12 protein-coding genes are annotated in these 12781 nt (G+C 39.0%); 7 read left to right on the top strand and 5 right to left on the bottom strand.

Going from position 1 to position 12781, the window contains the following annotated elements; all coding sequences use genetic code 11:
- Nucleotide 1: 1 nt before the first annotated feature.
- The 5 genes from mmsB (at nt 2) to ACTRWE_RS12735 (ending at nt 4275) form a co-directional block, all read left to right on the top strand.
- The gene (mmsB, locus tag ACTRWE_RS12755) at nt 2–901 is read left to right on the top strand and encodes a 3-hydroxyisobutyrate dehydrogenase (protein WP_462880122.1); all 900 of its coding nucleotides are present in this window, start codon (nt 2–4) and stop codon (nt 899–901) included.
- 9 nt (nt 902–910) lie between these two features.
- Nucleotides 911–1681 (top strand): SDR family oxidoreductase, encoded by a 771-nt coding sequence (locus ACTRWE_RS12750; RefSeq protein ID WP_462880121.1) that lies wholly within the window; start codon nt 911–913, stop codon nt 1679–1681.
- Between the two features lie 358 nt (nt 1682–2039).
- Entirely contained in the window at nt 2040–2792 is a 753-nt protein-coding gene (locus ACTRWE_RS12745) for a hypothetical protein (RefSeq protein WP_462880120.1), read from the top strand.
- Between the two features lie 139 nt (nt 2793–2931).
- A complete protein-coding gene (locus ACTRWE_RS12740) occupies nt 2932–3333 on the top strand; it encodes a hypothetical protein (RefSeq protein ID WP_462880119.1) in 402 nt (133 codons plus the stop codon).
- 390 nt (nt 3334–3723) lie between these two features.
- Nucleotides 3724–4275 carry a cytochrome b gene (locus ACTRWE_RS12735; RefSeq protein ID WP_462880118.1) on the top strand — a complete coding sequence of 184 codons (552 nt, stop codon included), beginning with the start codon at nt 3724–3726 and terminating at the stop codon, nt 4273–4275.
- Between the two features lie 49 nt (nt 4276–4324).
- Here the strand turns inward: ACTRWE_RS12735 and ACTRWE_RS12730 are convergent, their stop codons facing one another.
- Together ACTRWE_RS12730 and ACTRWE_RS12725 are read right to left on the bottom strand one after the other, a co-directional pair.
- The gene (locus tag ACTRWE_RS12730) at nt 4325–5872 is read right to left on the bottom strand and encodes a methyl-accepting chemotaxis protein (protein ID WP_462880117.1); all 1548 of its coding nucleotides are present in this window, start codon (nt 5870–5872) and stop codon (nt 4325–4327) included.
- A gap of 183 nt (nt 5873–6055) precedes the next feature.
- Nucleotides 6056–7573, bottom strand: a complete 1518-nt coding sequence (locus tag ACTRWE_RS12725) for a leucyl aminopeptidase family protein (protein WP_215521660.1) — start codon at nt 7571–7573, stop codon at nt 6056–6058.
- Between the two features lie 240 nt (nt 7574–7813).
- Between ACTRWE_RS12725 and ACTRWE_RS12720 the strand changes: the two genes are divergently transcribed.
- Together ACTRWE_RS12720 and ACTRWE_RS12715 are read left to right on the top strand one after the other, a co-directional pair.
- Nucleotides 7814–9631: a protein kinase domain-containing protein gene (locus ACTRWE_RS12720; protein WP_462880116.1), complete on the top strand. Its 1818-nt coding sequence runs from the start codon at nt 7814–7816 to the stop codon at nt 9629–9631.
- Between the two features lie 58 nt (nt 9632–9689).
- Complete coding sequence (locus ACTRWE_RS12715; protein WP_013464918.1) at nt 9690–10121, top strand: DUF3859 domain-containing protein; 432 nt, start codon at nt 9690–9692, stop codon at nt 10119–10121.
- Between the two features lie 63 nt (nt 10122–10184).
- On the opposite strand, the gene ACTRWE_RS12710 is transcribed toward ACTRWE_RS12715, so the two are convergent.
- The 3 genes from ACTRWE_RS12710 to acuR form a co-directional block, all read right to left on the bottom strand.
- Nucleotides 10185–10601, bottom strand: a complete 417-nt coding sequence (locus ACTRWE_RS12710; RefSeq protein ID WP_008114664.1) for a VF530 family protein — start codon at nt 10599–10601, stop codon at nt 10185–10187.
- A gap of 72 nt (nt 10602–10673) precedes the next feature.
- Nucleotides 10674–11666, bottom strand: a complete 993-nt coding sequence (gene acuI, locus ACTRWE_RS12705; protein ID WP_462880115.1) for an acrylyl-CoA reductase (NADPH) — start codon at nt 11664–11666, stop codon at nt 10674–10676.
- Between the two features lie 49 nt (nt 11667–11715).
- On the bottom strand, nt 11716–12351 hold the full coding sequence (gene acuR / locus ACTRWE_RS12700) for an acrylate utilization transcriptional regulator AcuR (RefSeq protein WP_013464920.1): 636 nt from the start codon (nt 12349–12351) through the stop codon (nt 11716–11718).
- Nucleotides 12352–12781: the final 430 nt, after the last annotated feature.

The following is a 12781-nucleotide window of genomic DNA, read 5'->3' as shown; positions in this document are numbered from 1 at the left end:
GATGAGTAAACTTAATATAGGATTTATTGGTTTAGGAAACATGGGCGGCCCAATGGCAGCAAACTTAGTTAAAGCAGGCCACAGTGTGCGCGTTTTTGACTTAAGTGCAGAGGCCGTTAAAGAGCTTGTGAATCATGGGGCTAGTGCGGCGCAAAGCGCTAGTGACTGTGCGCACGAGGCTGATGTGCTAATTAGCATGCTACCGGCAAGCAAACATGTTAAATCACTTTATTTAGGCACAGACGAGCAACCGGGTTTAATTAAAGTACTAAGTAAAAGCACTTTAGTGATTGATTGTTCAACCATAGATGCACAATCGGCTCGTGATGTAGGCCATGCCCTAAGCAAGCAAGGTATTGCGTTTGTTGATGCACCGGTATCGGGTGGTGTAGCAGGGGCAACAGCGGGTACGCTGACCTTTATTGTGGGTGGTGAGCAAGCTGCATTTGATAAAGCCAATACTGTATTGGTCGATATGGGTAAAAACATTTTCCATGCCGGTGCTATTGGCGCAGGGCAAGTTGCTAAAATATGTAACAATATGCTGTTGAGTATTTTAATGGCAGGCACCAGTGAAGCCATTCAAATGGGCATTAATAACGGCCTCGACGCAAAAGTACTCAGCGACATAATGAGCGCAAGCTCGGGTCGTAACTGGACGTTAGAACTTTATAACCCCTGCCCAGGTGTTATGGATACCGCTCCTGCAAGTAATAATTATAAACCTGGCTTTATGGTCGATTTAATGGCTAAAGACTTAGGCCTTGCTATGGAAGCAGCGCAACAAAGTAATTCACTGACGCCAATGGGCTCAATGGCTAAAAATTTATACACTATGATGCAGCACCAAGGTGCAGGCAGTGATGATTTTAGTGCCATTTTTAAATTGTTTTCGAAGTAGGAAAGTATTGTGGAAATAAAAAATAATACCGTAGTTATTACCGGTGGCGCACAAGGCTTAGGTTTTGCAATGGCGCAAAAGTTTGCCTTAATGGGCGCTAATATTGCCTTAATTGATATGGCGCAAGCCCAATTAAATGAAGCAACCGAGCAACTATCTGCATTAGCTGGCGTAACAGGCACTATTAAAGGCTACAGCGCTAATGTAACCGTTGAGAGTGAAGTTGAAGACGTTTTTAATACCATTAACAATGACTTTGGTCATATTGGGGTATTAATTAATAACGCCGGAATTTTACGCGATGGTATGTTTATAAAAGCCAAAGACGGCAAAGTGGTAAGGAAGATGTCGCTTGATCAATTTCAATCAGTGATTGACGTTAACCTAACAGGTGTATTTTTAGCAGGGCGCGAAGCGGCTAGCCACATGATTGAATCAGGCAAAGGCGGCGTAATTGTAAACATGTCGAGCGTAGCGCGTGCTGGTAATATTGGCCAAACTAACTATGCTGCTTCAAAAGCAGGTGTTGTGGCACTAACCACTACATGGGCTAAAGAGCTTGGCCGCTTTGGTATTCGCGTTGGCGCCATTGCCCCAGGTGTTATTAGCACCGCGATGACCGATGTAATGAAGCCAGAAGCCAAACAGCGCATGCTTGCTGTAACACCAGTAGGGCGCTTAGGTGAAACCGCTGAAATTGCTCATACTGCTCAGTATATTATCGAAAACGACTTTTTTACTGGCCGTGTAGTAGAGATAGACGGCGGTATTCGTTTGTAAACTAATATTTATAAACGTATGAGTGTTAGTTGATTAAAAAGCACAGCCTTTTGGGTTGTGCTTTTTTTGTTTTAAATCGCACCATTATAATTTAATCATGGTTAGAAACAGGGTTTCATAAACGATATTCAAATAAAAAAAGACACTGTATATATAGACAGTGCGTGGTATTTTATCCAATAACATTATTAAAATTCGTTTTGCTGTATTTTAACAACGAGTGTTTTATAACTTGCGTAATAACTTGTTTACATTGAAGTTATTTAGTGGAATTATTGAACAATGTAATATACGCCGCTTTGGGATTTTATAACCCCCCAAAGTGGTGTTCAATAAGCTGTTATACGCAAGGATGAACATGTACATTTTCGAGTTAAATTATCCAGGCACTTGGCTTCAATTTGAAGATGAAGAAATCAAATATGAAATTGAAAGTATGTTTAGAAGTATTGAGGGGATTGTTACAGAAGCTGCAATTTCACTATCAATGTTTGAAGCGTGTAGAAATGAAAGGCCTAACTCCAAGAATGAATGGGAAAGAGATGCTGAACTGAGGCGAGAAATAGATGAAAAAATTCGTCAAGAGGCAGGTGAAGACTATTACCAAGATTTCGATAAATATCGAATACTCTCTGAAAAGCAATTAAGATTTAAAAAAGCTGAACTGGGAATACTGCCTAGATCCTATATCCATAAAATTCCATTTATACATGCCCATACATTTGTTTATGCGGTTGACTCTTTTGGTAAATTTTTGGAAGAACTCTGTATTTATGATGGTATGCCTGAACAGGTACAGCACTGTCGTGATGAATTTAATCGTTTACTTCCTTCTGTTAGGAAAATTAGAAATTCCGCATTACATATTGAGGATCGATCAAGAGGATATGGAACTTGGCAAGACAAGAAAAAAGGTAAAAAAATGGAAACAGAAGGCTTTCTTGGTTTGAGTAACCTTGAAAACAATCAGCTTTGTTACACAATCGCCGACGGCAGTTATCAACGTGTTGAAATAAGTCAGCCCGTTTTAGATGTATTGGTGCAAATTACAAATCATTTGTTAGCAAGCTTTAAATGGGAAGGAAGTCCAAATATTGCTCCTCATTACTAATGCGTATAACAAAGCAAAGCAAGCAGACGCATTAACGGCTGTCATCGTTTTTGCTAAAAACAAAAGCCAGCAAAAACAACGCCATCCTATGCGCTGTTGTTTGCGGCGTTAGGCTATTTCTTAAATCAAGAGGATTAAAATGCAGTATTTAGTTAAATTTTCCATTTCAGGGCTTCTACTTATTATTTTTTCTTATTTCATTAATTTCTATCAAGATCTATACAATGAAACAAGTACTAGCTTTGTTAAAACTATTTCGCTTGCTGCGATCATAATGTACGGTGGTTTCACATATGACATGTGCAAAAATTTGATTTTCATGCAACCGAGAAGGTTTGAAGTTTTTAAAAATCGCTTCAAAAGTCTAACAAGGTCTATTGGAGTTCTTTTTTTACTTATATTGGTTGCCTCAGCAGTTTTTTCACTAAAAATATATGGTTTTGCTGAGGCTTACTTCTTTGGTTCTATGATATTTATCATTACTTTAGGTTATAGCTTAACTATTGTCGAAAAGATATTCGATGTTATCGAGGCATCATAGCCTAATAAGTGACTATGGAACCAAAGGGGTAAAATCTTGACTTCATACATCAAAAGAGCGAGCTGTCTAAGCATTGGTTAGCATACAAAGATTGACGATCTAGAAATTCATTTAATTTTAGCGGTTTATTACTTTTAAACACACGTAGCTTTTTTAAAACGGTAACTTAAGGTTGCCGTTTTTTTATGCCTATTATTTAAGTTTATTTTAAGCTTGCTCAGTTATTATAACTAATACTTAAATTCCAGAATCATTAAACTATTGAACTGACTTATTAACTCATTCTATGTTTCAGATCATTAAACTGTGAGTGATTAAAGGTTAGCCTGTATACATGTACTCATACGCATAAGTGAGCTTTTAACTTTAATGCGTTTATTAGGAGGTATTATGAATTTTAAAAATACAGATACTCATTACAATACACTCTCTGTTGCTTTGCATTGGTTGATGTTTATTTTAATTGTCACTGTGTACGGTAGTATTGAACTTCGCGAATTATTTGATAAAGGCACTGAAACCCGTGATGCCTTTAAAATGTGGCATTTTATGTTGGGTTTATCGGTTTTAGCTTTAGTAAGCGTGAGGGTAGTTGCGCGTTTAGTGGGTGGTGCAGCACCTGCCATACAACCTGAGCCTGCAAAGTGGCAAAATAAATTAGCTACATTTGTTCATATTGCGCTGTATGTGTTTATGTTTGCTATGCCTATAGCTGGTTGGCTGATTTTGAGTTTAGCAGGTAAACCCATCCCGTTTTTTGGTTTAGAGTTGCCTCCATTGGCAAGTGAAAACAAAGAGCTGGGTAAAACCATTAAAGAAATACACGAAACAGCGGGCGAAGTTGGTTATTACGTAATAGGCTTACATGCGGCGGCTGCATTATTTCATCATTACATTTTGGCTGATAACACCTTTAAACGTATGCTGTTTTCTAAAAAATAAACACATCACATATAGAAAGGGAGACCATGTGTCTCCCTTTTTATATTAATTAATGAGTTGTACTTTTAAACCCAATTCTAAACCCGCCCCAATGTTTACCGTTTACATAAATTGGCACCGAGAGGTCATGCAGTATTTCACCGGTATCACGTTTATAGGTTTGTAATAAAAAGCTTTCGGTGTGGCTACCACAGCGAATTCCTGTCGGGTCATTAAAAATACGTTTAGTACGGTTGTTTACTAAATCTTTTTCAAAGTTACCGGTTAGGGCTTGGCTATAGCGTTTGTTATGAGTAGGAAAGTAGCCCTTAGTATCAACGGCTCCTGCAAAAATTATGTCTTTATTTTCCAGAATTGGTTCTTGAATAGCCGGCAGTGATTGATCTGTAAGTTTATCGTAATCGGTTGTGTACTTGGTTGGATTAGTATTCTCGATGGGTTTATAGTTTTGCGAAAAAAGTTGTTGCTGGGTTATTTTTCCGCTTTGGATCCAACCCTCAAAACATTCGCCAATTGCTTTACTGGCGTGTTTAGCCGATATCAGGATTGGTTTAAAGAATGCGTCATACTCTATGTTTTCAAGCTCTCTAAATATTGATTCTGATCCCAGCGATAAAGAAGACGCTTGCTGAGAAATTGTACTGCCTTTTTTAGTAACTTCGCCCAATAAACTACTGATGCTAGTGACTGAGCTATTTATTTGTGTGGTTGCATGCTGAAATGCAGAAACAGACTGATGCATACTATCAAGCGCGGTAGATGAGGCACCAATATCTTGGTTAATTGTTAAAAAGGATTGAGTCACGTTTTCAAGCTCTGATTTTACAGAAATACTTTGCTGTGAAACCTGCTTCATATCTTCATTGGTTTTTATACTGTTGGCGTTAATGTCTGTGAGCATGTCAGCAATTTGTTTGGTTGCTTCATTGGTTTTATTTGCAAGGTTACGCACTTCGTCGGCAACAACCGCAAAACCACGACCTTGCTCACCTGCACGAGCGGCCTCTATGGCCGCATTTAAAGCAAGTAGATTGGTTTGCTCTGCAATGTTTTGAATAACTTGGGTAATGCTTTGTATATCACTGGCACTTTTTAATAATAAATCTAATTGCTGGGCCACTTTATCTATAGAGCCAGATAACGAATCAATTTGGCTGCTGGCCGTTTGTAAGCGGCTATCGGCAGAGCTTGAGGCTTGCGCTGTTTGTACCATTGCTTGATTAATAGTGGTCATGCTGTCACTGAGTTCAGTACTATTTTGTGAAAGCTCGTGTGTGGCACGCCCGACAGTTTCACTCTCGTTATAACAAGCGTCTATTTCTTTAGATAAGCTATCAACATAAAATGACACTTCAGCTGCGCCTATGGCATTATTTGAGGTGGCTTTGGTAATGTTTTGTGCAATTTTGTTATTGAACGACTGCACGGCACCTAGTGACGAATTGTTATTTGCTGATTCAGATTTTGCTGGTTTTATATAAAAAATTGCAGATAACAGCACTATAATTGCTGCAGCAATGGTGGAGAGCTGTTCAAAATAGAAAAGAAAACAAATGCTTAAATAAAAAATGCTGTAGAGCAGGTAGGTTATTTTCATTCCTTTGACCTCGTTATTAATTGTTCCTTCTATTTTTGACTATAAATCAAACAAAATCAAATAATAAACACACTTTTAAGAATTTATTAATAGTGATGTATTGAGCTCTATAAAACTGTTTTCGTACAAAAAGCGCCAAAGTAGTAAACCTACTTTGGCGCTTTTATTCGTATTAATAAACAATTAGTTAGCTAATAACCATTCGCTTAATAAGCGAACACCAAACCCCGTTCCCCCTGGTGAAAGCTCATCTTTACCTTTTTTCACTAAGGCATTACCTGCAATATCGATATGCACCCAACGGGTATCGCCAGCAAAATGCTCTAAGAAAGTGGCAGCAGTGGTTGCACCTGGGCCACCTGAACCCACATTTGTTAAATCAGCAATGTCAGACTCCAACATATCTTTATACCCTAAGGGTAGGCGCCATAGGTTTTCGTTTACTTGTTTACCAGCTACTGTTAGTTGAGATACTAGTGTATCGTCATCTGAGAACACAGCCGCATATTCATTGCCTACAGCACGGATTTTTGAACCGGTGAGTGTTGCAACATCAATCATAATTTCTGGTTTGTAGTGCTCACGCGCATACCACATAGCATCACTTAACACTAAGCGGCCTTCGGCGTCGGTATTTAAAATTTCAACACTTAAGCCCTCAGCGGTGCGAACAACATCACCTGGGGCTACAGCAAACTGCGATACCATATTCGCAGCCATACCCATAACGGCTACCACGTTTTTGTCAGCTTTAGCTAACGCCATTGCTTTAACTGTACCAAGCACTGCAGCAGCACCGGCCATGTCTGACTTCATACGTGCAATAGATGCACCGGTTTTAATGCTGTAACCACCTGAGTCAAACGTAATGCCTTTACCAACAAGGGCAATAGGGGCATCGTCAGACCCTTTATAATGGGCAACCACTAAACGGGCACCTTGCTGGCTACCTCGACCAACAGCTTCTAATGCACCCATACCCAGTTCTTTTATTTCTTTAGGCTCCAATACTTTGATGGTTACGCCCAAAGATGCTAATTCTTTTGCCGCATTAGCAAAGTCAATAGGTGTCATTTCGGTAGCGACTTCAGAGGTTAAATCGCGGGCTAAAAAAACACCGGCTTGAATACTTTCTAATTGGGTGTAAAGCTTGCGAGTTTGCTTAGTGTTATCAACATCAAATGTATAGCTAACTGTTTCAGTGTTTGGTTCTTTTTTATAGTTTTCAAAACGATGATCGCGTAAGTTTGCACCATGGGCAAAGTTAGCAGCAAGTAATGCATTGTCACTTACACCGGTTACATCTTCAAATACAACGCTGGCAGTGCCTACTTTGGCTTTAACTAGTTGAGCGTGAATATTACCGCCTAACTTAGCTGCTTTTGCTTTATCAAACTCGCTTGTATTACCAGTACCTGCGACTAAAACGCGGCTGTAGTTACTTTTACTTGGCGCAACAAGTTGTGCCACTTTAGCATAATCGCCGGTAAAATTTTCTATATCAATAACGCGTTGCAATTGGCCATCGAACTGCTTGTCGAGCGCTTTAAATTGGCTGTTATTTCCATCTTGGCTATAAAATACAACCAGCGTATTTGCATCGCTGTTCACCTTTGAAGAAAAATCAAAGTCTGCGGCTTGGGCATTCATGCACATACTCAGAGCAAGCGCGATTGAAGAGGCTTTTATAATACGTTTCATTTTTTTAACCTAAGAATAATATAAAGGTGTGTTTTACCCTATTTACGATGCTGTGGTTAAGTAGGATACGGCGAAATAGCAAATAACAGCGATATACGTCTAAATCATGACTAAATACCATGACATAACAGCTTGATAAACATATTGTGATGCTTAAAGGTTTAATTAAAACAATGCTCGCGTTACTATCAAATATAAAGGTAACACTGCGCTTTTAACAACTAACCTAGAGAACCCGCATTGAAAGCTAAAGAAATTCGCAATTTTTATATCAACGAAGAGCAATCGGTTTATTTGCTGTCACACCGTGATGCAAAAAAACATCGTCAGTGGCTTAATATTTGTATTAAACAGCTCACTTTGCTTGGGTATAAAAAGGTAGAAATGATTGGCTCAGGGGCATTTGGGTTTGTATTTGCAGGGGATGATGAACATGGCCTGCCTTGGGTGTTTAAGTTTTCTAGAATTACGCTCGCGCAAAGTGTCCGTGATCGCCTTGAAGATGAAGCGTATATGCTTTCGCAAATCAAAAATCCCTTAGTGCCAACATTTTATGGCTTTGAGCGAATAAAAAAACAAGGCATTTTGATGATGGCGCGCGCCATTGGTGAAGACCTTGAAAAAGTATCACTAAAGCAAGGGCGCTTACCGGCCGCCAAAATAATGAGCTTAGCGGTTAAATTAAGAAATGTGTTGCTTGATTTACGTCGTCATAAAAATGGTTTAAGCCCGCAGCCTATTGTACATGGTGATATTAAACCCTCTAACTTGGTGTGGGATGAAAATGCCAAGCAGCTTTCATTGGTTGACTGGGGAAGCTCTGTTTATGCCCAAGTAGATGAACAAGGAAACCCAATTGCCAGTAATTTTATGGATTTAATGTCGGGTGACTTAAGTACTACCAATGCCCGTATGGGCGATGTGTATTTTATAGGTGATGCGCAAATGTCGGGTGAAAAGTCGTCCCCTCGTTTTGATGAGCAGGGGGTTGCATCAACGCTATATGCACTTGCCTCGGCGCAGTCTTGCCGATTTGGTGCTCAGGCTATACCTGCCAGAAGTTTAATGTTACCTAAGGAGCTGGCAAACGTTATTGATGGCATGCTTTCAAAAGAACGGTTAGTCAGAGACAAAGCAGGTGACTATTTTATGCGTAACATAGAAACCATGGCAAAAGCGTATTTACCACAACTACCAAAAACAGAAACTAAAGCGGCAATTCCGTTTTGGTTTAGCCAAGACCCCGAACCCGAAACCGTAGTTTATAGCTCTAGAAAACAATTTTTACGCCAAGCCGATCATAAACAACAACTTTTAGATGTTAACGATGCTCAGCTTGATAGGTATTATAAAGAGTTTTTATTTGATACTGGGGATACCGAAAAAGCGTTTTTAGCCTCTATTAGCCGCTTAGCTAAATATCCTGTAGTAGGAGGGCTCAGCTTTCATTGGAAAGATGAATCTTTGTATGTTGAATCGTCACTCATTATGCATGACGAGACCCTCGCAACCGCATTCACCGATGCAGTAAACAACACAGTAATGTTAGCCCAGGCTATTAGCCAAAAAGGCTTATTTAAGTGTTGTTTATTTGATGCCCGCAAAACAATTCAGTTAGAACGTGATGGGACTGGCGCGTTTAAATTTAACCAGTTACCTGAGCTTGATTATGAAGTGGTTAATGTAAAAGCCAGCGATGTAACGCGTCCGCATTCATATTTTGAAGATGGTAAAGACCCCGATGAGCAATTGCAACTGCCTAAAAAAGTGATTAAATGTGTATTTGAGCTAAACCAGATACATCATACCGGCTGTATTATTTTTGAAGCGCTGCCAGATAGGATGAAAATTCATCATTACTACAGATTACTTGATGCCAGCAAAGAAGTAGAATTTAAACGTTTACTAAATAAGCTTATGCAATACGCGGTAAATATTACCGACGTGGGGGTGGCTGGCTTTATGAAGTTACCGTATAAAAACACTCGTGAGTTTGGTTTATGTGAACAACAACCAAGCAAATATTACCCTAAAAATCCAAAGCAACTACTTAATTAATAAACCGCTCGCTTAAGCTGGTGGTTTAAAAATTGAAAGTACAAAAATAGAAAGTTCAATGGCAAAATCTAAACCACAAATTACATTACAAAGTTTCGGCATATATAGTCACTGGGACAAAGACAGTAAATCGCTACCGCAAATTACTCAATTCACTACGCAAGTCAAAGCAGAACTTGATGTAGAATTTGGTCTGATAGTTAATATTAAAAAAGCTAAAGGCGAAAAACTACATTTTTGTATTTACCACCCAGGTATTATAGATACCAATGGCGAAGTGATGCTGCCTTTTGAGGGTACTGTATATGTTAAAGACAACGACTGGTCGTTTTATTTAGGCGATACGGTATGGGAGCCTATTGAGGATAAAATAGGTGACTGGCGTATGACCCTATCTTTAGCGGGGAAAGTGATTGCAGATAAAACATTTAATCTTATTAATGAAAAAACTAAAACTGAAGACGACTTTTGGAAATACCGCGGTTATTAATTACTTCAGTTTGCAGTAACGCAAGAGCTAACGTTTATTGTTAACTCTTGCCTAAAATACGTATTAGTTACCCCACGGGTTACTTGAATTTGAACGTTGCTTACGGGTACGCGCACGTTGTTTTGCTGCTTTTTTTTCTTGAATACGTTTTGCATCAGAAAAGCTTAACTCGCAAGGCTCACCTGGTTTATCGCCTTCAGGAATAATGCGGTCGCGTGGAGGCAGTTCGTATTGTACGTCATCTGGGCGAGGTAAGTTTTTAAGGCGGTACAAATAGAAATTATCTACTTTTTGTTGTGCCCACTCGGTTTTACGCAAAAATTTAACTGCAGATTTAATGTCAGGGTTATTTTTAAAGCAGTTAAGTTGTAAGTAGGCATGCAGGAGTTCCCACCCATATTGCTCAACCAGTTCTTCAACCACTTGCTCTAATTTAACGCCTTGCAGTGGGTTATTACTGAAAAGTTCTTGGTTGCTCATAGGTGTTCTCTCGTTATTAAAAAATCAGCGAACATTATAAATTTAATAACGAGAGTTTAGTAGCAAAAATGCTTAACTTTGACAATTAACCACTACACGACCACGAATTTGGCCCTGCATTAGTTGCTCAGCGCTTTCAATGACTTGATCAAGATTTATTTCAGTTGAAATTTTATCCAAGTAATCGGCATTAACTAATGAAGCTAAACGTTTCCAAGCTTCAACACGATCCGCTTTAGGGCGCATAACGCTATCAATACCCATTAATGAAACCCCACGTAAAATAAATGGTGCAACCGAGGCCGGTAAGTCCATACCTTGAGCAAGCCCGCAAGCAGTAACAACCCCCCCATATTTAAGTGATGCACAAATATTTGCAAGTGTGTGACTACCTACAGAATCAATAGCTGCAGCAAAGCGTTCTTTTTGCAAAGGTTTACCAGGGTTAGAAAACTCATTTCTATCAATTACATTAGTTGCTCCTAATGATTTTAAATAGTCTGCTTGCTCCATACGACCTGTTGCAGCGGTGACTTGATAACCTAGCTGGCTTAGTAAATAAATAGCAAAACTGCCTACGCCACCATTAGCACCGGTCACTAAAATTTCACCTGACTCGGGAGTAACGCCTTGCTTTTCTAGTGCAATAACACTGAGCATTGCCGTATAACCGGCAGTACCAATTTGCATAGCTTGTTTAGGTGATAAGTTAGCGGGTAGGGGAATTAACCAATCACTGCTCAGTGCCGCTTTTTGAGATAAGCCACCCCAGTGCTTTTCGCCAACACCAAAACCATTTAAAATAACGTGGTCGCCACTTTTAAATTCAGCACTGTCGCTGCTAGTCACTGTACCCACTAAATCAATCCCCGGCACCATAGGAAAGCTACGTACAACAGGCCCTTTACCCGTGATGGCTAAGCCATCTTTATAATTTAAGGTACTGTAAAGCACATCAATTAATACATTTTCGTTTGGTAGATCGTCACTGTTTATGGTGCTTAGGACTGCAGTGTAGTTGTCGTCTTGCTTATCTATAACAATAGCTTTGATAGAATTGCTCATTAGATTTCCTTTTAGACCGATCGTCTTTAAATTAGTAATAAAAAATGCATTAACTGAGTAATGCGCGTAAAAACATTTCTGTGTATAAAGTAAGTGGCTTACTTGATTGGGTTAGTTTAGCTCGCATTACTGCGCCTTCCCAACCCACCCAAAAATATTCACTCATTTGTTCGGTATTAATGTGTGGATTAATAGTTTGTTGCTGCTGGGCTAAATCTAAACATCGTTTTAATTGTTGTTGCCAAGCGATGTAGCTTTGCATTAAACGAGTTTTAAAGTCGTCACTTAAATGATTAAGCTCTTGATTTAAGTTACCCACCAAGCACCCGCGTTTGTAATCATACTTTTGCATTCCAGCAATTGCGCTTTGTGTGAAATTAACAATGCGCTCAAGTGCGGGGACTTCAGATTGCTCTAGGTAAAATTTAAGTTTATTTATAAAAAAAACGTCGTAGGCATCAACAAGAGCCAAACCATAGGCTTCTTTACTTTTAAAGTAATGATAAAAAGAGCCTTTTGGTACTTTTGCTTTTTTTAATATGGTGTCGAGCCCGGTGGCACTAAAGCCAAACTCAGTTAAGGTTTCTAAGCCCACACGAATGAGCAGCGCTTTTGTATCTGCGCTGTCTCTGGCTATTTTGGGTGGGCGGCCACGCCTAGTTGCAACTGCTGGTGTTTTGTTCATGTTTTATATTAGACCGATCGGTTTTAATTAATCAAGCTTTTATTTGGGATGTTTTTAAAACAGCTCTGACGTTCATTTTTTGATTACAAATTAATTGACCTGAACTCTGGTTAAGAGATTTACTAACATATTGAATCAAAATGATATTTATTTTTATTTTCTCAAGCTAGAGATTTTTAGTGAAAACAAGGCGAAATTACGCGTCAATAGCTAGCCTATTGCAAGTAAATTCAACGCAGTTAGCGCTGAAAATAGCTGCTTGAGATGGATTTATTATCCGGAGTTCAGGTTAATTGGGAACTTAAGGGTATATTGTTAGTCACAAATATGACACTTATGTGTTTTGAACCGATGTATCGGAACATTTTAATAAAGTTAAATTGGTTAATGTTGAGCAATAAAATTATTTTTAAATTAATTTATCATTGCA

It is taken from the genome of Pseudoalteromonas sp. G5_S1_54_S4 (assembly GCF_054968565.1).
This window is presented reverse-complemented; position numbering and strand designations above follow the sequence as displayed.